Genomic DNA, 22,422 nt, shown 5'->3' on the forward strand with positions numbered 1-22,422 from the left:
GATTTAAATTCGACATTTATATCCAATTTCCTCCGTTTCATTTGACTTCCGTAGGAAAAATGACCTAGGCAATTCGTATTTCTATCTTACCATCTATGAATGACATCACCTTGTCAGAGAATGTACGTTCGAGAGCATATAAATAAAAAAACTTACAAAGCGAAATATCGCTCTGTAAGTTCTTGACGCAACCGGATTCTTCTTCCCATTCCGTCTAATTCAGATTAAGACCAAAAGCGCGTGTCCCCAGTTTAAGCTTAAACTTATTTTCCACCTCGACCACTTCTTGCATCGTCAGTGTCTTCGGAAGGGTCTGCAGGACCGTGTACTGAAATTGAAGATAGCGAAGCGGGTCTTGTGCTAAAAGCGCTGCAAGCTTAACATTCCCGCCGCTCGGATTTCTAGCGTAAACCTTCCAGCGCCCCAATATCCCTTCCTCACCATAGGCACTTCCAACATACTGCGAACCGTCGACCAGGTCTACAATCAAATACACTCCCGCTACATGGGATAACATATCGTGCCAAACCCGATTGGAATGCGGATGTTCCATGATTTTCTTCATTTCGTTATAACGCAGCATAATCTCGTCATAGCCTTGAAAAGGCTTGGCAAAACCTTCCGGCCGAATTTCAAAGATAGGAATCGGCGTTTCTTCATTTAACCAACGATGCCAGATCCGATTTGGATCATGAATGACAAGTCGATTCATGTATTCCTCTAGAAATGAATCCTTTTGCAAGGTGTAGTAATGTAAAGGCTGCGCCAGGAAATCCGGATATGGAAAATTATCAGGTACACCATGAGCAGTCTGATCATAATGTGCCACTCCCTTTACTTCATAAGTACCCATAAAGATAAATCGATTATCGCTTTCACCGATAAATGACAGAATATAATCGCAATCCCGAAACACTTCTTTGCTCTGCAGCGATTGATAAAATTCAATGAGATCCAATTGCTTGAGTCTTTCCAAATCTACTTCGCCTGTTTTATGTTTAACGACCTTAACTCTTTTATCGCTTGGCAGGCCATGCCAACGAGCGAATTGGGTTAGATTCACGAGGGTTTCCTCCTTTGTTGTGCTTAAGATGCTTTCCGGTTCTACTTCCATATTTTCAAAATACTTCGTTCCGATTCTTGATTGTAGCTGATACCCTCCAGAAGGCATCCGTCTATTTTATCTTAATAACTTCATAAGAATCAAGGCGGAATCTATAATTAGCAGCAACGTAAGCTTCAAACCCTTCATCCCAATATCGATTTATAAAACTGTTCCGCGTCCGCATGACTCGGAAGCCCTGAGACCTGCCCATCCCCTATCTCAATAACCGTCCATTCTCCGCTCGTGGTTTTGGCGATATCCATCGTAAAAAAACTGACTAGCTACACCCTTTGCTAAATCTATAAAAGAGTCGAAATTAGGAATCTCTTGTTGATAGTCCACCTCAACTGAATCATATCGGATTCGTTCGATTACTCAGATCCGAGCCTTTTTTACTCCGTCGTCCTGTACTCTTTTCACGCATCACACAACACCCTTTTTTTAAATTATCCTCTAGCCTATAAATCATTTAATGATTAACTCAATTTTAATATGCTCAGGGGGAGAGGGCTATTCCAAAGAAATAATGCAATTGTAGCGACCACCGAAGAGACGATTCGGACAAGTTCTTGTCGTCTTTCCTGAATCACAACACAGCACTATTCTTCAGTAGGTTACTAACCACACGTTCAGAATATATCGGATTTTATACATATGTTCCCCTGGGCGTTGAGGGACGGGGAGTAAAATTTAATCAAGCGCAGATTGCAACATAAATGTACACCCGGGTTCGACAGTCGGTAGATGCACAATCCGTCTCAAACCCAAGCGGGACAAGGGATGCGGCAGTTGTGGATAACTACGTGTGGTGCCTACATCTTTTGGGGGTCAAGAGAGCGAAATATCCCATATTTGCTGGGGTTCTGCGATTTGCAAGGCCGAAACAATTGCCCGATGTTCGTCCGTTAATTCCGTCCGTTGCCGCAGCTTTCCACCATCCAAACGGTACTCAACCAGATGCAGCGTCTGCATGAGCGAACGAATCTCGCGCCACGTTTGACCGGTTTGGTTTTCTGCAATCCGGATGAGCATCAAGGCCAGCCAGCAAAGCAGGACATGTGCGCGAATCCGTTCTTCTTTCCGGTGGTAGACCGGCCGCAGTTCCAGCGATTGCTTGAGTGTCCGAAACGCTGCTTCCACCTGAAGCAATTGCTTGTACCCGAGTGCCACGTCTTCCGTGGACAAGGTGTCGTCAGAGGTGCGCAGCAAGTATTTGCCGTCCAGATGCTCCATCGCTTTGACGGCGGCCAGATCGATACGCAGATTGCCGCGCTTGTCGGTCTTGAGATACCGTTTGTACGTCGGATGGCTGTGTAGACGGCAGTGTGCCCCGGTATGCGCTTCGCCGTCCAGTTCCTTCAACCGGGCAAGCTCCGTGCGCAGCTGCTCCAGATGCGCTTCGCGCCGGGCGGCATCCCGCTTTGCTTCTTCCGGATTGCGAACGAGCACGTATCGCTTGCGCGCTTCGCCATCCCCCACGACGATCTCCTTGACCTCCAGGTTGTCTCGGATCGTTTTGAAACGTCCCGGATGCGCGAGTGCCGCTTCGACGGTCGGCTTGCCCGACGTCATCTTCTCCCCGGCAATGTAGTGGCCGCCGCTCTGTTGCAGTACGCGCAGATTGTCTTCGGAGGAGAAACCGCGGTCGACGACGGTAATCACACGCCCGAGTTTCCACCCGATCAGATCCTTTTTCACCTGCGGCACAACGTTCATATCCGACGTATTGCCCGGCCACACCCAACAACGAATCGGGATGCCCTCACGCGTGACAGCAAAACCGATGACCACCTGCGGAAGGTCGGGGCGATGGTCTTTCGAATAACCGGTTTTGCGAAAATCGTCTTCGTCGTCCTCTTCCGTCTCAAAATACGTGGAGGTCGTGTCGAAGAACAGCAGATCGACTTCCAGATTCAGCAAATCCGCTACCGTATGGAACACTTCACGCTGGATGCTTTCTTCCGACGTGAGCAGAAAATCCATTGCCCGGTAGCCATGCTGCACGTCAAACGCCGGAAGGTCCGGGATGACCACTTCACGATCCACCCAATCTTCAATCGCCAGCTTGCTGCTTGGTGCCAGCGCCCGATTGGCCACCATGGCAAAGATGGCGCGTTCAACCGGCATGCGGTATTCCCGGTCGGCAAGTCGTCGTGTAATCGCTTCGCCGATACCAAGCTTCTTCCAAAGTTGATCGAGCAGCCATACGCCGCCCAGCGAACGACTGCTAAGGAGCGTAACCGAAGCGGGTTGCGCTGAAGATGGAGAGGGCGCTTGCGGCTCGCCAATAAAACGGTGGATGCTGGCGGCAAGACGTTTCAAGCCCTCCATGTCCAGTTCGTCAGCGCGGCCGAAATGGTACAGGACTTTCGCTTGTGGAGTTCCGGTCACAGGATTTCGCTCATTATGGGCGAGCTGTACGTAACGGGTGATCGAACCGTTTTTATTTTTACGAGAGATTGTTCGTATATACATATCTACAGGATATAATATATACTACAAGAAATGCAACAAAAATATCTAATTATCCACAAAAATTTAGTGCCTACAGTTTTTTGGATTTTTTCGCGTCGTAGTGCCTGTGGAAAAGTCCGAAAAGCCGCGTCAAATCTGGATTTCAGTTGTCCACAGCACCCAAAAGGGTGCCTACTTTTCGAGGGTTACTGTCGAACCCGGGTAAATCGGTCAGGACGATTCAAGCAATACTGCTTAACCTTCTCACTCACCGTTTTCTTGCACACCACACACATATTAAGATCGCTCGGATCGGGAAAGCTCGTCGCCGAGGAAAGATTCTCATCTCCCTTTCCCGCGGCTTTCTTCCGCTGGGCCACCCACAACACAAATCCCACCCTTAGCAACAATGCCAACAGTGCAACAACGATCGCATAATCGAGCTCAGGTATACGTATAGGAACATGCATAATTTGACTTTCCAGTACCCAAACGAACACTTTACACATCATCAAGAAACCTAAAAAACTTACCAAAAACATCGAAATCGAATTCTTATTTCTTCTAGCCATCCGCAAGTTTCTCCTTTCACTCTTAAGAAGTAGCCGTTGCTAATTGGACCGTACCCTGAATCTTACTAATCATGAGTTCATGTTTTGCAACCCTTTATCATCTCGACATGTCGACTTCTAACCGCAGGGTCTTCAATGTTCGCTGAACGCAATTTCTCATGAATATTCTCGACCACCTGTGCGCTAAGAGCAGGAACGGACTAGAACGGACTCCGCTTTAATCCGCAGTAGCTGACGGTCAATAAATTCGGACAGTTCCACATCGTAAATGACAAGTTCATCGGATTGAATATTACATAATTCTGGGTCAATACCAAAACGACAACGCATTGTAAATGAAATCATGGATATGTAATACCCGCTCTTAAGTCTCAACCTCAATCCCTACCACCTGCCGCGCCAAATCCACATACTCGCGATCCAACTTCACCTTGACCGCACCTAGACGTCGCTTCTGACGCCACTCCTTCAGCTGCTCCTCGCTATCCAGGCGCAGCTCCGCCACCTCTTTAGCCAAATCGAAGCTATACTTTGAGGTATACAGCAGCCGATGAATCCCATGTCCCCCAGGGACAATTGGCTTCTCGCGAGACAGCCATTCTTCCACGCTAAAAACCACGTACAGCTCATCGGTAGCTCCTCTACTCGATGGAATATGCGTAATTGCTTTGCGTGGAACGACCTTCCACTCCTTGATTTTCCCGTAATAGGTGATACCAACGTTGCCTTGGCGACCAAACATTTGGATCGATTGATACAAAGCCACATACTCTAGCTGAGTTAGCACTCGATGGTCGGTAATGTTCTTAAGCGGTGTATGGTAAAACTTAAACCGAAGCGCAGCATCGAGCTGCTCCGACTTACTCAGCGAACCGATCACCATATTTTTACCAGACAGCTTATTCCGGTAATACTCCTTCGTTCCCCGCGGCTGAGTTGAGCGTTCAAATGCCTTCTCCGGACTATCCAAGATGATCTCATCCAAAAACTTTTCTATCAGCGAAGTCGACTGCGGCAAAAACGGAAACGCCCCGACATTTACGAGCTCAATACTTCTGTAGAAATGATGCCCTTGAAACGCCTCCTCATCATGATACGGAAAAAGCACATATGCCCCGAACATACTTCGCTCGAACTCTTTGCCCTGACCATCCAAGTACACAATCGCATCGCGGTAACGATGCATCGTGTTAATGTCATCTTCCTCCGGCCCCGGAGCATGATACTTCTCATGATAAGGAGTGCCTTCGTAGGCCGGATTCAACCGATATTTCGCATCAAAAATGTACTTGTACTCCACCGCGGCATCGTTTTTCTTTAAAGTGAGCACGTTGTCCGGCCGCTGACTAGTCGTTGTTGTCCTTCTGTCCTCACTAGGCAAGGCGTTGTAATAAAGCGTAAACACCTCTCCGTTACGCGGGTTCCGGTACACCATTTTCGCCTTCTGCGATTTATCCAAAGTAACAAATAACCCTGTCCGGTTCACCCGGATGATATCTTGCTTCACCAGTTCATATTTCTTGCTAAGCAGATGGTGGATTTTCAGGAAACACCAGTATTCGTACAGCTGCGCCAAATCCTTCATCGACAATCGGAACAGATCGCTCTGAATCGATAGGCCCTTCATTAGCATCAAGTAGTTTCGATATACGTCTCGGTAGCCTGGTGCCATCTGAAGCACCAACGAAACGGTCATATGCTTCATTTCGCCAACATCCAAAAAGTCATGCTTCAGGAGACGATGCAACTGACCTTGCATAAGCGCTAGCTTCCTTGCCAGCATCGGATCGTCAGCACGGCCCTTTTGTTCCAAGCGAACCTTAAGGTCCCTCAGCTTCTGCTGAATCCGAACCAGCACCCACCTTACAAATCGATTCTCCGCCGTATCGAAGTCAACATGCCTTTTCGACTCCAATGCATGTGTCGGTCGGAAACTTCCGCTCCCAACAGGAATAAACCCAGACTGATCGTCCCGAACGAGAAGATGAGGGCGTTTAGTCAAGAAGGCGACGTTTTCCCTACCCGCTTTTTTTACCCGCGAAGCTTCCATAAGCCGATTTTCCACCTGCAGCTTCGAATGCGGCGACATTTTAATGCGCTCCACTGCCTGAACGAGCTGATCAAAAATATGCTGTAGAATAGCGAAAAACTCCGTCAAGCTCTGGTGCCGGGTCTCCTTTAAGCCAGTAAGATGGAACGTTTTTCTGAGAAAATCGAACGAAAGATTGTAAATTTGTTCATTCACATCGTTTAAGATCGCTTGGTAATCGTTCTTGTAATCCATCTTGGTCGGGAAAATTTCCAGTTGAAGCCGAAATACAGGCGCACCTTCAAGACGAATCTCCAGCTCGGTAAGACCCACCTCATTTTGAAAGTTCAAGATGCCGGATAATATCATTTTCCCCAGAGATCTAACCGATTGCCTAAGATGAACATTGTCATGATGGAAAGTGAGCGAGCACTCCTCTTTCTTCTCAATAACTAACTCATACGACTGAGTCTCGAAAAAAACAGGAAAGCCCGGGGCCCCCGCACTCCACGGCACAAGCTTATCTTCCATAGGCGAAAACATCGATACTCGTTCAATCTGGACCGTTGGCCCGATTTCGGAGGCATGGAAACTCGCTTCCACCCAGCCGTTATCTTGTCTATGTAGATGTAGCGTCTCCACGGTCGGATGAAACGGCTTTCCTTGCAAATACAGGTTGAACAAATTCGTCTCTATCCGCAGTAGCTCAACGCTTTGATTAAGAGAGCCAGTAGGAAGTGAAGCCATCTTCTTCTAACCTCCGCAGCATGAAGGCGATTTTCCTAGCACTTTTCGGATATTTCGCGTCTCTGATCCTATCCTCCGATTGGTACAGCTCCGATGAATCTTCCATCAAGTTTTGCAGAGGAAGGGGCCGCCCTGTGGCGATTTGCATCAACTGCAACAACACCCTCTTCACAGAGGAACTGCTCCCTTGAACGCGAGGCAAAATCTTTTGCAGCAATTGCATATCCAATGCCGCTTCTTTACTCAGCAGTTGGAACCGTTCATTGTAGACCATGTAAAAGCAAACGGCATCCCGAATCCGAAACCCCACATGGGAATGAATATCCTCTAGAATCGCATTCACCCGGACGAGAACCGATGTTGTTTCTTCGATCAAATCCTTATATTCCTGATACACATCGACAAGCTGCAAATAATCACTCCGCAAAAAGCTGCTCGCTACTGCAGTGGGAGCTTGATCTTCCTGCTCTTCAGTCAGATCGGGGTACTGATCTAACTGGATATAGTTGAACTCGATCGTATTGGCTCGATCCAGAACCTTTTTACTGAACGGGTGCGTCGTTTCGTCCATATTTACCGTACCGATGAGAAAAACGTTATCCGGGATGTACAAATTCCCGTAAACTCGCTTATCCTCTTCGGTCGTCAGTGATTCTTTTTGAATTAATGGAGCCGTGATGATCCGATCCCTTTGCCACTCTTGCGTTTCGATAACACTCAGTACATCGCTAAAATAATGCTCTACCCTCGCCAAGTTCATCTCGTCTAAGCAGATAAAGTAAATCTTATGCCGATTAGCAGGCTGGATAGCCTGAGCAAGCACTTCAGACAACGCCCCCGGACGGAATACCCCTGATAGATCTTTATACCCCAGCAGATCCGAAGGATCACTCCAATCCGAACGCACCGGAATTAACGTGAATTGGCGATTTGCCGATGTTGCCCCCATAGCCTCTGCGAACAGTTTGACGAGCTTGGTTTTCCCGGTTCCCGACACGCCCGCCAGAATCACGAAGGGTTTGGATCTTAGAGATAAATAAAAGTTCTCGATTAATCCGTCAGGGTAGCTAAACCCCTTGTGTTTTATGTAGTTTTTGACGTATTCCAATCGTTCACTTACCGTCAAGGTGTCCACGAGAGGTTGCTCCTCATCATCTATGTAACGATATTGGCTGCCTGTTTTTGCAACGAACTTCAGCGTCTCTAACCAATTCAGCATAAACATCGATTTATGCTGCTGGGTCACTTCTCCCCAGGACTCTTGCGTATGGATACTCTGTGTAAATCTCGGGATAAATTCTTGCAACGTAAACGTATTAAGTTCTTTAACGATATGAATAGCTTGGTTAATGCTCTTAATTAATGGAGTCTGGGTCTGCTCATTCCTAATCTGGGCTCGAAGCAACTCAATCTGATGATCCGTCAATTCCCAGATGTTATCGTTAAATTCCTTAACGTACTCCTCTCCGAACGGGGTCAAGGAATAATGATGCTGCTCATATTCGATAAGACCAAACTCACCTAATGCTCGCCCGATATGGGTAATACGCTGCCGCGGGTACTTCACATCATCCCCAGAGATAAGTACCTTGGACTGATTGGCAATCAGAACATCGACGGATAATCTTAATGGATAATGATCCTTCAAATATTTTAGGATACCTTGTCCCAGGTATATATTGGCAATGGTGTATCTAAAGCTTCCGTTTTCGTCGGAATCGCCAACTGCTAGATTCACTTGATTTTCTACATATTGCTTATAATTCTGAACCATATTGTTCAAGTCGGAGTAAAGCTGCTCATCTTCAGGGATTTGGTCTTTGTCGTAGCGGTAATAAGCTACAGTAGATACCTGATAATCCTGGCCCAAACCACCACTTGTCAGGTAGATGCCGTCATCCATCTGCATTCCTGCTAAGGGCAGCTGCTCACGAATCTCTTGTACTTTTTGCTTTAGGTACTTATAACCTTCCGACCTACCTTTTTCCCTAAGGGGGACGGTTACTCCTTGCATGATGGTTAAATAAACAGACTCCATGTTTTCTGAAAATAGATATACTATGTAAACACCTTGTTGTGTCGTTTCCGTGATCCTACGATCCATAATGGCGATCCACGGAATCGTTGCCCAATTGCCTTGTCCTACGGAACCTTGAATCTTTAGTTCTTCGTTCATGAAAGGAACGTTTCTAAGTGTGTCAGGAATCGATTGTCTCACAAGGCTTCCTAATTTATGGCCTGCAAAAGTCTCCCTTTTGGCTTGTAAATAGGTCGACATGATTTCCGAAAGCGCTTGTTTCAGCGAGAAGTTCGGGGTAGTCTTGAACTGACTAAAGTAATTCTCAAGCTCCTGAATTGCATAATCTTGCAGCTCAACCAGCACGTTCTCTCCCCAGCTTTGGTACAACTGATCCTTAAAGCCAATAGTTTGCTGATTAGGATCGTACTCCAGTATGCTTGATAATACAGAGATCGGGGTGCTTATGACCTGCTGGACTTGACTATCCGTCATGTTCTCCCATCGAGTAGCCATTTTTTCGGGAGGTAGATCGACGGGGAGGCCTTGTTTCTCCCTGTCTCGGAGCTGGGCTAGGAATCGCACCTTCATCTTTGGGAATGATATCAGTCGCTGGCCTGCCTCGTTCATTTCACTTAGTAAGGCAAGGATTAGCACCATTTTGTAGGATTTTTGCTTGTTTTGAAAGATGTTTGATAATTCTTTGGGTAAGCTCATTGGATCACCTTTTTGGAAAACTGACATAGCCTGTACAGGTGCGTACTTCTCATCATAACGCCTTAGTATGTTTGCAGCTTGGAAACAAACAACCGATCTTAATAATAATTAGGATCGGTTGTTTGTGTTTTAATAAGCCAGAAGGATGTGGTCAATATATGTACCTAAAACGTTACTTTATTGATCTACAGCAAATTTGCTTATAATTAATGATGATAAATGTGCACCATCAGTAATAGCTTAGGGATAACACTGAACAAGTTATTTAGTGATTAAACTGTTTTCAAAAATTACTTTATCAAAGGATTCGACAATTGTTTTCTTATTATGAAATAAGTACTCCTTCTCTTTTCTAGAGTTTCTGGCCGAGTACTGAAGACTGTATAATTTTGTGGGACAATCATCGTAAAGTTCTAAGATTGCGTCTTCATAATCATATGTAGTAATCCAATGGTAGTCACTTAAGTCTAGTATACATTTAGCTAATTCTTGATGATCGTTATGATTAAAAAAATTTGTGTAAAGGTTTTTTCCCTGTTTATAGTAAGGTGGATCGAAAAATATAAATGTTTTATTTTCATCCATATTCTCTTTAATTACTTCCTCAATGAAGTCCACTGCGTTCATATTGAATAAAGTAATAGCTTCTTTGTGTTTCGATATATCTGAAATTTTCTTAATAAGATTCGGTTTATTGAAGCGACAATCAATTTTATATTCACCTGTTTGATCATGTCCCCCTATTGGTCCACCTGTAATAATTCCTGAATTGTTTGTACGGTTTAGAAAAAACGTAGAAAACCCTAGATCCAACAGTCTTGTATTATCTTTATTTGAATAAATATCCTTTTGCTTATACCATTCCTTCATATTAACAGGTGTTTCTAAAATCAATTCAATAAATTCACCAGTATAATTTAGAATGGAGTACCACAAAGCATAAATTGCTATGTCAAAATCGTTAATTACAACCCTAGATACTCTTTTCTTAAGTAATAAATCCATTGCTATTCCTGCCCCTCCAGCAAAGGGCTCAATGTAGATACCATTAGAAATATTATTACTAATTAATAATTGATATATGAAGTCCGACATCTGCGATTTTCCACCAGGATACCGTAGAGGAGACAAAGTTGTTGGCATTATATTCCCCTTCTAATCTTCTAATGTTCACTTACGGATTATTGTTTAGATTCTCCACCATATATTTCATTATTATTCTCCACCTTCTTTCAATATCCCATAAGGCATCTGTAGAAGGCAAATTATATTTTCCGTGTGTCACGGAATTCAATTCGTCATGATCCTTTTTTGCATGGGCCATATTTATCGTTCTTTGATAATTTTGATTTATACCTTGAAAAGTACCATTTGTAACACAGTAATTTAGTAAATCGGTTAATGATGGATCTTTAGCCGGATTTCTCCACAAGGAAAATAAATTGTTCTTTATTAAATACTCTTGCAAAGTACATTCCAATAATGTCCTAGTCAGATAAGTCGCACTCAAAGTATAGGTTGATACCCTTGTTCTATGTAGTTCAAATAATGCTCTTTTTATTCCAGGGTGATTTCCTTTGTAAATAATCCCCTGAAACAAAAACGAAATATTTTCTGGCTTTTGTTGCTTAATGTTGTCTTGAGGATCAGGCTGCGATTGGGTAGAAGCATTGATTGTTGCTACATCCTCTTCCTGAAGTTCTTCTTCCGATCTGGAATTATCTTTAGCATTCTCGGGGCCATTTGCTCCTGGTCCAGATACTGATCCTTGTTCTTCTTTCATTTCATTAGAATCTGTAGGTGTTAATTCTTCTTTTGAGCCGTGTTCCTTTGCTGCTGCTGTTTCTTCGGTAACCTCCGAACTTTTAGTCCTGGGCTCGTTACTTGATTCATCAATATTCTCTGGAGTAAGTACTTCCGGATCAGATGATTCGTCAGGATTGCTATTTTTCCATTCTTCACTATCAATGAAGTATGTCTGATAAAAATTCTCCCGATCGACTTTGTAGTAGACATCACTAACTGTAATCTTTTTGTCTTTCAATAATTGAAGGATATATAAAATTTTCTTTTCGCTTTCTGCACTTTCTAGTATTATTTCTGGTATCTTCTTATCAATTACAATCCCTAAATGACTACGCAAATCCGGATCGCCAAATATACGCTCCATTGTAGAAAGGGACCTTTCAACTTTGAGCAAGTTATCTAAATAGTTTACTAAATATATTTTGTAATCATTATTCGTAAATCTGTTTTGAGCTTTATAGTCCCATTGAAGACGACCAACTCCTTTATTCTGACCGATATGCTTGTTTTGTATAGTTCTTTTCATTTGGTCTTCTTCTGCTGGAATATCATACACAACGCAATCAACGGAAGCTATTGGAGTATAATCAAAATCTTTTTTGATTTTATTAATTCTTTTTATTAAGGATTCTCTCTTGTCTATATCTAGAGGTAAAAAGTCGGGATTATTTAATAGCTTAATACATGTAATACGTCTATTACCATCCATAACTAGGTATTTATTCGGAGCTTCATGTTCAACCACTATTATTCTTTCAGAAATTTCAAAACCATACTGTGCAATTGATTTCATTAAGTTAAGTAGTTTCTGTTCGCTACCCTTCTTAAACAAAATTTTTACTGCTGCTGCTTCGTTTTCTTGGGGCTCATCTCTAGGATTTTCTTCGTTTATAAATAGGTCGTTAATTTTAACAACTTTAGATTTCATGTCGATCTACTCCCTTCACTGGTAATTTAACCAAATCCTTCATATTCAAATAATACCACAAAAACAGCCGAATAGGTCCAAGTCCCTACAGCAATCGACGTAGAAGTAATAGATTTTTGTCTAATTTGTAGATTTTACTCGTTCCTTATTCCAAATTTTCGCCGTCACTTGTGGTATGGATCCCTCTAAATATCTTAAACTGCTTAAGTACACTATAATCGATAAGCATGTTTACAAAAAAAGGGGAACGCGACATATTGCGTCCCCTTTCGCCCCAAATCTATTGCCTCTCACCCAAACCCCTATTAGACCAACACCGCCACACTATCCACATGGGATGAGTGCTGACGGTAGAAAATAATTAAGATGTGGCTGTATTCACCGATACACATAGCCATAAACAGATAAAAGTGACCTCAACATCTGAGGTCACCCAGTAAAGTTAGAGAATGCTTTTGTAAAACAAAAGCCGTGCCTTTCGGCTAGATATTCTTACACTAAAGTTTATGGTTCTCACTTACAAAGTATTCATGAAATGTAAAAAAGGGAATCATAAGATTCCCTTTTTCATTAGAAATACTTCGTTGCCGAAGTCATGTCTCAGAAGAGACTAGATATATCATTTGTCTACATTTTACATTCGATCTTACTTCTTGTCAAGTTCTAATTGGATCATTAAACATTCATTAATTTTCTTCATTTTTTCATCTTTAATTTTCCCTACTTTTATACCTAACTTCGCCTTATCAATTGTAAGAACATCCGAAATAATCACTCGTGATGGATCTTTCAGTAACTGGACACCATCCTCCAGATCATCACTTGTTAGTTTTACCTGATATGGTTCTTTCACTACATTTCCGTCACCTTCAATAGGTAAAACATTAACTTTTTGAGCAAACAAATTGCCAGCCGTATTTTGAATAATAATTACAGGATGTTCCCCACTTAACTCACTTCCTACATTTTCACCAATAAAAGCATTGTATATTTGTCCCCTAATTGGCTTTATTGGATGTTGCTTCTTCTCTTTTCCTTCTTTTGGACGTTGTGTATTGAGCTGAATACTATCATACGTTTGCTTTACCGAGTTGGGTATAGCTTCAATTAATGACAACCCCTTAACAAAGTCACTTTGCTTTAGTTGACTAATAACAGACTCCGCTTTTTTAAGTAGTATTTCTTTCGATTTCTCATTCAAGTCCTTTAGCTCATTGTATTTGGACAAAATTTCATCAATCCTCCATTCAAATACAATATTCGACACAAAAATTGGGATTCCTCTCCATTACTGATATTGTATATGAATATCCGAACAGTTCATCATCTGTACGAATTATAAAACAAAACGCCCAATTAGCAATCCATTGGGCGTTTTACACTTGCAAAATCTGTACTTAAAAGTACACCTGTTTTATTGAACTTATGTTATATGCAATTCATTCTGATATATTCAAGAATGTATTAGTTTCTGCCTCCCCGACCATCTCGCCTTCCGATGTGTATCTACGCAACCGCTGAGTTGATGCATAAGCATCGGGTTATTTTTATATGGCGGTTTGAGTTAGGCAAACGGCTCGATCCCCCCCCCTACTACGCCAAAATAGTTAATTTAAGCGTAGCAAGGGTGAGCTGTGATAGTAATATGGCGTATAATCGCCGAGGTATCCCGTATCATCAGCTTCGCAAATAGCGATAAGCTCAGCGGAGCCAAGGTCTGGTATCAAACGCTCCGTAATCACCACGATTATTGCTTGTCCCCCTATCCCTTTCGGGAACCAGGACAGTCACATCCTACATGAGAAAGAAGGAAATCTTTATAAGTTCGGCTATGGCAGGCTATGCCTTACCGAACTTGCAAGGCAAACACGCCCACCGTCAACGGCACTGCCAGGAAGGGTTAGTTCCTCGGTTAAATTTTTAGGCGATCATACCTTCAACGCCGATGTTTTTTTATTTTCACATCCGAAATCTCTTAAACGGACTATATAGTTATTAGGATTTGCAAGTTGGTATGACATTGCTTTTCACTTCCTTTGGAAGATCTCATATCACTTACAAGTCGAATCGAGTTGATAACTGACAAATGAAAAAGACAAATCCACCACTTAATGTTGGAATTGCCTCGGTTCATTTTCTTACTAAATTGGAATGCTTTACAACCTCCAGATACTGGTTGGTTATATCGTAATGCGTAAATCGGATTTGAATTAGCTCCTGTTCAATGGAACTAACTCTCCAATCTGCTAAGATACGAGACAATCTTGAACCCCTTATTTCTTTTGTAAAGAAATCTCTTTTAACTTTCTATCTACCCAAGCTTTCATCCAATTGATTTTTTGCTGTGCCCCTAAATCCATGGTTTTCATTTGTTCAAGTTTGTGGCGGAAGAACTCCAATGTCTGCTGATTTGTATAATGAAAGCAATCCAACATAAGAAAATAATCATTATCAGTAACAAACCTTTCCCGTAGCGCTGATTGTGATATCTGGCTGCAGGATAGAATAGAACTCTCAAAGTCCGAAAACCCCATAACGATTCTAGGGTATACTGCAATTTTACTTTCAAGCTCATACGCTTTAACCAAGCCAGGACCATATACTATGTCGTTGTCGTGATAGATTTTGCCTACTGCAATACCACCTCGGAGCAGGAGGCCGTGCTGAGATAATAGGGATTGCGTGAACACCGTAAGAAGCTTTGTGATTTTGTTCATGGCACCACGCTCCTTCAGTCTGATGGAAAAAACCAGGCTGTCGGAAATAGAAGTCATCATAACACCTTTGATTTTTAACATTTTAGCCATATTATCCTGCCGTATTAGATAAGGGAGTTTTAAGATTGCTCCTATATCCTCACATTTCGACTCATCATTCACAAGATTTTTAAAACCTAAAATATCAATAAAAGCTATTATTCTTTCTTCATACTTCATGTTAACCTCCGTTTTGCTGGATCTCTGTGGAAGTAAATTACCCTCCATGCAATAGACTGTAACATTAGACATGAACCATCCACGGAATATCCAACGGCTATACCTGGACAGATCGTGTTAATCCGTGTGTACCAGTAATGATTAAATAAAGTTTCGTAGTTTAGTTTTGGACGATCGTTATAAAAAAATCTGCCAAATCAATCGAACAAGCGAATACGCCATTTTTCCCCTTTATCCTCCCGTAAATCAAATCTACGGTTAAAGCATAGACTCTATTCTCTTTGTAATTTCATTCTTTTTAAAATTGGATATTATATTCCTACATTCATTGGCTTGGCTAACTAGACCTTCTATATAATCCTCAATTAGCTTATTTTCTCTATTAATGATCACTCTTACCTCAGATGAGAAAGATTTAGCAACGCTTCTTTCCATCAGATATTCATACCCTGTTTCGCCTAAACATAGAATCAAAAACTCAATGATACCTTTTCCCAAGTAATGATTTTCAAGTAATTCAATGTACTGACTTTCTGAGAACTTAAAGAAACGATTGATAAAGAACACTCTAAAATCATTTTCAAAAATAAAATGGTCTGTTGTATAAGAAATTTTCTGGCAAAAGTAAAGCAAATGTTGGACAAAGAACTCCTCACCTAACAATTTGGGAGTTTGCAGCATCTCTTCCAAAAATTCAATTTTCCAATCCCGATGGTATGAAGTTGTCACTCTGTTTAAATCAAAGTTATAAAAATCCATTGGATAATGGCGGTTATCTGAAAAGATATATATAAACATAAGAAGCTTCGCATATGACATATGCCGCTCCCGTAAACACCTATTAACAATCTCCTCGTTCAGCCGCGTTATATTAGTCTGCTGACTGATCCATTTTATCAAATCACTATCAATTCTACGTCCACTTCTGTTTTCAATTTTATAGCAAACGAATTCCAGGACATGTTCAGAGGTGACAGATTCATTCACCCAAATAGCATTTATAATATGCCTAAAGAATAGAATATCCTTTTTCCATTCCCATGAGGGACCAGTATATAGCAGATGGTAGAAAACCAAGGATACCTTGTACTTATAGTCCAATTTATTAGCTAAAAAAATTGCGTACTCTTTATTTTGTTCTGTATATTCCATGTAGGTAATATAATTATAAATAACGTCACTTGTTCGATCATCTAAGAAATCTGTCCTATTATTTGAACTGAATGCCCCCAAGAAGTAGGAATGTTGTTTAAGCTTCAGATCAGTTAGATAATTTTTATAATGATCTAACATATTTTCCAAATACATATCGTAACTTTGAACGAGCACCTTTCGAGAATTTTCATGTACAGGATTATTGAACCTGTCAGCTTCTTGAATAACATTGAATCCTTCTCTTCCGATTACATGGCGGTGAATTTCCTCAATATCTTCCAAGGAAGAAATACGATTCCTAATAACGGATGGCAATTTAAAATAAACACAGTCCCCATTAGTCCAATTGGTTCTACTAGAATAGATGCTAAGTAGTTTATTAAAGTATGATTCACCCTGATCGTCTTGCAGATTGTCAATGCTTTTCTTTACAGTATTGTCATGCCATCTATAGATCGCTAATAGATCGCGCAGACTTAGCTCCATATTATTTTTTTCGATCTTGTTGTAAAGACTATTAAAAAAATTGTGTAAATAAAATGGTTTATAATTAAATTCATGCTCATCTAAATTGAAAAGCTTGTACACTATACTGCGTTGGTTTGGGGTAAACTCCACTGGACTGAAAACTTCTCTTAAAACATGCTTTAACATGTCGATCTTTTCGTTCTGAGTTAATGATTCTAACTCCCCAAAAAGTTTATCTAGAAAATAATCGCTATTCTCTTCGTATGAGTACTCAAAACTCCGCTTATATTCTTCTGCCACTGCCTTTTTTATTTTCGACTCTAAGCCTAAGGTAGCGTCAAGAAGTTTGTGTATGGCGGTAGGAATATCCATCGGGACGATGGATAGACGTTTTATTTGAGTATTCTGACTACTTTCAATAAGTGCCTTGAGCAGCGCGTTCTATCTAGGTTGCTAGTTACTTCCAAAGGCTTTATATGGAGGGGTGGGCATGATAGGCTCACGGCCAGGGCGACACGAGTTTACGAGGTGTCGCCGCGTCGCCTTGCATCATGCCCGCAGAGGCTCCATGTCAAGCCGGCTCCTCAGTTTCGTTCGAGGGATAGCGTTCCTCGAACATCAGGGTAAGCTCTTTTTTAACTTTGGCATCTCCAAAGCCGCGGACGACTCGATTGCCGAAGCGTTCGTTGTACTCCAGTATCTCTAAATAGACGACCTTCTCCGCGGCATCAATATTGGTCAGACTATTCATAGGCTTCAGGCGTTTACGGAACTCTTTGTTCATACGCTCAATCGGATTCGAGGTGTAGATCGCTTCTTTAATAAGCGCCGGATACTTGTAAAAGGTCAAGAGTGTAGGGAGTTGGTCCTCCCAGGACTGGATTTCCTTCGGATACTTCTTGCCCCACTTGGCCTTTACCGTATCGAAAGCAGCTATAGCAAGATCATGATCGATCGCATTGTAGATCGTTTTGAGGTCTTCGATAAAGTCGGTCTTGTCCTGCACTCGAATTTTCGGAAAAGTCGACCGAACCTTGTGAACAACACAATGCTGTACGTCCGCTTTCGGGTATATCTCCCGGAATGCGTCATCCAGTCCAGGGAGGCCGTCAAATACGCCGAGCAGCACTTCTTGAGCGCCACGTTTATACAAGTCTTTCAGGACATCTCGCCAGCCGTTGGCGCTCTCTTGACCGCCTACGTAAAAACCAAGAATTTGCCGGTGACCATCTTCGTCGATACCCATTGCAAAGTAGATGGCCTCACCACTCACCGTGCTTCGTTTCAGCTTGACATAAAGGCCGTCCAGGTAGATGACAGAGTAACGCTTCCTCAGCGGTCTCGACTGCCATGCTTGGATATCCTCCAGCACGGTAGCCGTAATGTTGCTCACGGTGGTCGGAGAATAGTGGCTGCCGAACATACTTTCAATGAAGCGAGCCACATCCCGGGTGCCCATGCCGCTTTTGTACATCTGGATCACCGCTTCTTCCAGCCAGCCATCTCTGCGTTGGTAGGGTTGAAACATCTGGGTTTGGAATTCACCGTTACGATCCCTTGGGACTTGCAAGTCATCGATGTATCCAAACTTGGTATGGAGCGAGCGCTTGTAGTATCCGTTACGGCTGTTGTTTTCAGCTTGATCTTCGCCTTCCATGAAGCTTTTAATCTCAGCCTTCATGATATTCTCGAGATTTTCTTGAATAAATTGAGTGACAAGATTTTCAAATAGCTCCGAGAGCATGTTTTGGTGTATAGTTGCCATGAGTAGGGTTCCTTTCTTGGTGACTTCGCCATCCCGAGAATACCCTACTTTTTTGTTGCCTGACTAGGCTCCAATTCTTGGTACACAAACAATTTTACACCGTCAAGCCTAAGCTTCGTCTTTCTTGAATATCATATAAAATCTTCATGCTATTCAGACTTTGTAGAAATAGATATGCATATAAGACGTAAATAGATAATACGCTCACTTCCCAAAAAGCCTGAGGGAAACCATTAGAAATGTTAAAATCCTTAATTCCCAAGAGAATAGCTTTGCTTAGGATTGGATAAATAACAGAATACATTATTAGCAATTTAAACATAGTAGATTTAAATACTTCAAATCCTAGGCGCTTAAGAAAGATATCTTTAGTTATACTTCGTCCCCAATATTTATCATTTTTATTTTGAAGAGCATATCCGATTGTAAACTGCAAGAAAGTGTACAAGATACCGTACAATGTTATAATACTAATAACCAACGCTATATAATTATCTTTATTGCCAAGCTGAATAAATCCGTATTGTTGCTGAATCGCTGTAAGTGAAGCAATTAAGACTACGGGGAGAATTATATTTTTGATAGTGTATGGGATCTTTGTCTTGAACAAAATTTTTCCAACTTTGTTATACATAGGTCTATATTTCAATTTAAAATACACGTCTTTTATTAATATTTGGACTAAAATTATAGAGACTACTAAAACAGAGAAGATTTTAAGGTTCTCCGAAATGAATTTAATACCATCCATGTGACTGTTCCTCCTGTTTATAAAAACCATAACTTTTGAGCTTCTCGGAAAACATTAGTCTCCAATATGCTCATCTTTTCCGAGTTTACTTACTCATAATTGAAGCAAAGCTTCCCCACCTAACTATTCAATCAAACCAGGCTTATCATCTATCACAAAAATGATTACAAAATATTGTTAAATTTCTTCATTGTCTTTATCATCACAATAACACATTTTGGAGAAAAATGGTCTTTCTCGTTTAACTTTCGAGCATAAAGAAAAAGACCAGAGCAACCGCTCTAGCCTTTGTATGTTATGCTAATTGTAATGTTTAGGACCTCAGCCTTTAATCCCTCACCAACACCGCCACACTCTCCACATGCACCGTCCACGGAAACATATCCACCGGCTGCACCTGGACGGTGCGGTAGCCGCCGTCCTCGAGGATGCGCAGGTCGCGGGCCAGCGTCGACGGGTTGCACGAGACGTAGACGACGCGGCGCGGCTGCATCGCGAGGATCGTTTCCAGCAGCGCCGCGTCGCAGCCTTTGCGGGGCGGGTCGACGACGATGACGTCGGCCCGGACGCCCTGCTTGTGCCAGGCGGGGATGACGACCTCCGCCGGGCCGACTTCGAACTGAACGTTGCGGATGCCGTTCAGTTCGGCGTTGCGTCGAGCATCGGCGATGGCCTCCTCGACGATCTCGACGCCGTATACCTCGCGAGCGTGGCGCGCGAGGAACAGCGAAATCGTGCCGATGCCGCAGTAGGCATCGATCACTGTCTCGTCGCCGCCGAGTCCGGCGTACTCCAAAGCTTTGCGGTACAGCACCTCGGTCTGTACCGGGTTCACTTGATAGAACGAGCGCGCGGAAATCGCGAAAGTCACGTCGCCGATGGTGTCGAGGATCGTCTCCTCGCCCCACAGCACGCGCGTCCGGTCGCCGAAAATGACGTTCGTCGCCCGGACGTTCACATTCTGGCAGATGCTGCGCACACCAGGCAAGTCGCGGCGGATCAGGCCGACGAGCTCGTCGCGGCGGGGGATATCCTCGCCGTTCGTGACGAGCACGACCATGATCTGCCCGGTGTTCAGGCCGTAACGGGCGACGACATGCCGCAGCAAGCCTTGCCCCGTCTCTTCATTGTACGGCCGGATGCCGAGCTCGCGGGCGATCCGTTTCACGGCCGTGACGACGGCGTCGTTTTGCTCATGCTGGATGAGGCACGCCTCCATGTCGATAATCCGGTGGCTGCCCTGGGCGTAGAAGCCGGCGACGAGGCCGCCTTCGCCGAGGCCGATCGGCACCTGCGCCTTGTTGCGGTACCGCCACGGATCGCTCATGCCGAGCGTCGGATGCACGACGATGCCGGGGCTGTCCGCATCGACAGCCGCCACGCCGCACGCTGCACCACCGGCAGCCGCGTCCTCCTCCGCAGGAACAACCGCGCCCTGCCCTTCCTGCGTTTGCACGGAGCCGCCCCCGCTCTCGCTGCCGCCAAACCCTGCGGAAGCCTCGGCCTCTCCCGCCACCTTCAGCTTCCCGATCCGCTCCAGGTTGTCGATGACCATCTGCCGCTTGAGCCTAAGCTGCGCCTCGTAGCTCAGGTGCTGCAGCTGGCAGCCGCCGCATTGCTTGTAGATCGGGCACGGCGGCTCGACGCGGTCCGGGCTTGGCTGAAGCACCTCGAGCAGCTTCGCGTAGCCGTACTGCTTCTTCACCTTCAGCACCTTCACGCGCACGCGTTCGCCCGGCAGCGCCCCCTGTACAAAAAGGGTAAAGCCGCCGACGCGGCCTACCCCTTCGCCTTCATGCCCTATGCCGATAATGTCCGCTTCGTATTCGCCGTTTTTCTCGACCGGCGCGCCTTCCGCTGCGGCAACCGCCGCTTTCGAACGGGCGGCTGACTCCCGGCCGCCCTGCGAAGCGACTGGCCCGCGCTGCGGGTTTCTTTTCTTTTTGCTCATACGGCTTATGTCACTCCAATGTTATTCCGGTTCTGTTTCTACGGCAGCTTCAGATCGAAGAGCTTCCGTGTGTTCTTGTAAGACGATTCGCCCGATTCGTCCACAATGACGCGCAGGTGGCTCGGCAGGTTCGTGAAGACGCACGGCAAGGTCCCGCCGAATTCGCCGTCCAGGTTGAGCTGCACGTAGTCGGGGGACGTGACCTGGATCGATCGCGTCTGCAAATAAATGACGTTCGGGTCGTTCAAATGCTCGCCGCGCAGCGCCAGCGTGACGACGCGGATGAACTCGGCGAGGTTGCATTTTTTCAAAATCAGGCAGTCGAACAGGCCGTCGTTCAGGCTCGCATCTGGAGCGAGCTTCTCGAAGCCGCCGACGGAGTTGCTGTTGGCGATCAGGAACAGCATCACTTCCTCGTGCAGATCCTGCTCCTCCGTGCGGATGAACAGCTCGATCGGCCGCAGCCTCGGCAGCTTCTCGAGTCCCTTCATATAATAGGCCAGCTGGCCGATCATCGTTTTCAGCTTGCTCGGCACCTCGTACGTCAGCTCCGTCATGGAGCCGCCGCCGGCGATGTTGATGAAGTAGCGGTGGTTCATTTTGCCGACGTCGATGACGCGCGTATGCTGCTGGATGATGAGATCGCACGCATACTCCCAGTTGCGCGGAATGCCGAGCGCACGGGCAAAATCGTTCGTCGTCCCGAGCGGCAAAATGCCGAGCGGAGGCCGATGGTCCTTCTCCGCCATGCCGTTGATCACCTCGTACAGCGTGCCGTCGCCGCCTGCGGCGATGATGATGTCGAAGCCGCGGCGCACCGCCTCGGCGGCCGCCAGCGTCGCGTCTCCCTCGCCGATCGTGGCGTGCGTCGACGTCTCCAGCCCGCCGCGCTCGAGCCGCTGCAAAATTTCCGGCAACCGCTTTCGCATTTCCTCGCGGCCCGACGTAGGATTATATATTAATCGTGCTCGTTTGACCATGCTCTTAATCACCCGTTCGCATAAGTTGCCCCGCAGGGCCT

General features: G+C 44.4%; 15 protein-coding genes. All 15 read right to left on the reverse strand.

Going from position 1 to position 22,422, the window contains the following annotated elements; translation table 11 throughout:
- Positions 1-214 precede the first annotated feature (214 nt).
- The 15 genes from MYS68_RS26140 to MYS68_RS26205 all read right to left on the reverse strand — a co-directional run bounded on the left by MYS68_RS26140 (position 215) and on the right by MYS68_RS26205 (position 22,381).
- Positions 215-1,063: a GIY-YIG nuclease family protein gene (locus tag MYS68_RS26140; protein ID WP_248928660.1), complete on the reverse strand. Its 849-nt coding sequence runs from the start codon at positions 1,061-1,063 to the stop codon at positions 215-217.
- Between the two features lie 185 nt (positions 1,064-1,248).
- Positions 1,249-1,368: an ATP-grasp domain-containing protein gene (locus MYS68_RS39145; protein ID WP_420852162.1), complete on the reverse strand. Its 120-nt coding sequence runs from the start codon at positions 1,366-1,368 to the stop codon at positions 1,249-1,251.
- 565 nt (positions 1,369-1,933) lie between these two features.
- Positions 1,934-3,580, reverse strand: coding sequence for an IS1634 family transposase (locus tag MYS68_RS26145; RefSeq protein ID WP_248924599.1), 1,647 nt, complete (start codon positions 3,578-3,580; stop codon positions 1,934-1,936).
- 185 nt (positions 3,581-3,765) lie between these two features.
- Positions 3,766-4,131, reverse strand: coding sequence for a hypothetical protein (locus tag MYS68_RS26150; protein ID WP_248928661.1), 366 nt, complete (start codon positions 4,129-4,131; stop codon positions 3,766-3,768).
- A gap of 364 nt (positions 4,132-4,495) precedes the next feature.
- A complete protein-coding gene (locus MYS68_RS26155) occupies positions 4,496-6,907 on the reverse strand; it encodes a restriction endonuclease-like protein (protein ID WP_248928662.1) in 2,412 nt (803 codons plus the stop codon).
- On the reverse strand, positions 6,879-9,641 hold the full coding sequence (locus MYS68_RS26160; protein ID WP_248928663.1) for an MrcB family domain-containing protein: 2,763 nt from the start codon (positions 9,639-9,641) through the stop codon (positions 6,879-6,881). The genes MYS68_RS26155 and MYS68_RS26160 overlap by 29 nt, the downstream gene beginning before the upstream one ends.
- A 261-nt stretch (positions 9,642-9,902) precedes the next feature.
- Positions 9,903-10,784 (reverse strand): DNA adenine methylase, encoded by an 882-nt coding sequence (locus MYS68_RS26165; protein WP_248928664.1) that lies wholly within the window; start codon positions 10,782-10,784, stop codon positions 9,903-9,905.
- Positions 10,785-10,815: 31 nt separating this feature from the next.
- A complete protein-coding gene (locus MYS68_RS26170; RefSeq protein WP_248928665.1) occupies positions 10,816-12,375 on the reverse strand; it encodes a hypothetical protein in 1,560 nt (519 codons plus the stop codon).
- 646 nt (positions 12,376-13,021) lie between these two features.
- Positions 13,022-13,603, reverse strand: coding sequence for a type II toxin-antitoxin system PemK/MazF family toxin (locus MYS68_RS26175; RefSeq protein WP_248928666.1), 582 nt, complete (start codon positions 13,601-13,603; stop codon positions 13,022-13,024).
- A gap of 1,045 nt (positions 13,604-14,648) precedes the next feature.
- Complete coding sequence (locus MYS68_RS26180) at positions 14,649-15,311, reverse strand: hypothetical protein (protein ID WP_248928667.1); 663 nt, start codon at positions 15,309-15,311, stop codon at positions 14,649-14,651.
- Positions 15,312-15,569: 258 nt separating this feature from the next.
- Entirely contained in the window at positions 15,570-17,234 is a 1,665-nt protein-coding gene (locus MYS68_RS26185) for a hypothetical protein (protein WP_248928668.1), read from the reverse strand.
- A 271-nt stretch (positions 17,235-17,505) separates the two neighbouring features.
- Positions 17,506-18,699: an IS256 family transposase gene (locus MYS68_RS26190; protein ID WP_248925206.1), complete on the reverse strand. Its 1,194-nt coding sequence runs from the start codon at positions 18,697-18,699 to the stop codon at positions 17,506-17,508.
- A gap of 94 nt (positions 18,700-18,793) precedes the next feature.
- Positions 18,794-19,450 carry a hypothetical protein gene (locus MYS68_RS26195; protein WP_248928669.1) on the reverse strand — a complete coding sequence of 219 codons (657 nt, stop codon included), beginning with the start codon at positions 19,448-19,450 and terminating at the stop codon, positions 18,794-18,796.
- 328 nt (positions 19,451-19,778) lie between these two features.
- Entirely contained in the window at positions 19,779-21,401 is a 1,623-nt protein-coding gene (gene rlmD / locus MYS68_RS26200; RefSeq protein ID WP_248928670.1) for a 23S rRNA (uracil(1939)-C(5))-methyltransferase RlmD, read from the reverse strand.
- 38 nt (positions 21,402-21,439) lie between these two features.
- The gene (locus tag MYS68_RS26205) at positions 21,440-22,381 is read right to left on the reverse strand and encodes a diacylglycerol kinase (RefSeq protein WP_248928671.1); all 942 of its coding nucleotides are present in this window, start codon (positions 22,379-22,381) and stop codon (positions 21,440-21,442) included.
- Positions 22,382-22,422 lie beyond the last annotated feature (41 nt).

It is taken from the genome of Paenibacillus hamazuiensis, from assembly GCF_023276405.1.
Taxonomy (GTDB): Bacteria; Bacillota; Bacilli; order Paenibacillales; family NBRC-103111; genus Paenibacillus_AF; species Paenibacillus_AF hamazuiensis.

Excerpts from the sequence above, each read along its gene's own strand:
- MYS68_RS26165 (WP_248928664.1), bottom strand. The coding sequence starts at position 10,784 with ATGCCAACAACTTTGTCTCCTCTACGGTATCCTGGTGGAAAATCGCAG.
- MYS68_RS26160 (WP_248928663.1), bottom strand. The coding sequence starts at position 9,641 with ATGAGCTTACCCAAAGAATTATCAAACATCTTTCAAAACAAGCAAAAA.
- MYS68_RS26150 (WP_248928661.1), bottom strand. The coding sequence starts at position 4,131 with ATGGCTAGAAGAAATAAGAATTCGATTTCGATGTTTTTGGTAAGTTTT.
- MYS68_RS26170 (WP_248928665.1), bottom strand. The coding sequence starts at position 12,375 with ATGAAATCTAAAGTTGTTAAAATTAACGACCTATTTATAAACGAAGAA.
- MYS68_RS26145 (WP_248924599.1), bottom strand. The coding sequence starts at position 3,580 with ATGTATATACGAACAATCTCTCGTAAAAATAAAAACGGTTCGATCACC.
- MYS68_RS39145 (WP_420852162.1), bottom strand. The coding sequence starts at position 1,368 with ATGGATATCGCCAAAACCACGAGCGGAGAATGGACGGTTATTGAGATA.
- MYS68_RS26155 (WP_248928662.1), bottom strand. The coding sequence starts at position 6,907 with ATGGCTTCACTTCCTACTGGCTCTCTTAATCAAAGCGTTGAGCTACTG.
- MYS68_RS26205 (WP_248928671.1), bottom strand. The coding sequence starts at position 22,381 with ATGGTCAAACGAGCACGATTAATATATAATCCTACGTCGGGCCGCGAG.
- rlmD (WP_248928670.1), bottom strand. The coding sequence starts at position 21,401 with ATGAGCAAAAAGAAAAGAAACCCGCAGCGCGGGCCAGTCGCTTCGCAG.
- MYS68_RS26195 (WP_248928669.1), bottom strand. The coding sequence starts at position 19,450 with ATGGATGGTATTAAATTCATTTCGGAGAACCTTAAAATCTTCTCTGTT.
- MYS68_RS26190 (WP_248925206.1), bottom strand. The coding sequence starts at position 18,699 with ATGGCAACTATACACCAAAACATGCTCTCGGAGCTATTTGAAAATCTT.
- MYS68_RS26180 (WP_248928667.1), bottom strand. The coding sequence starts at position 15,311 with ATGAAGTATGAAGAAAGAATAATAGCTTTTATTGATATTTTAGGTTTT.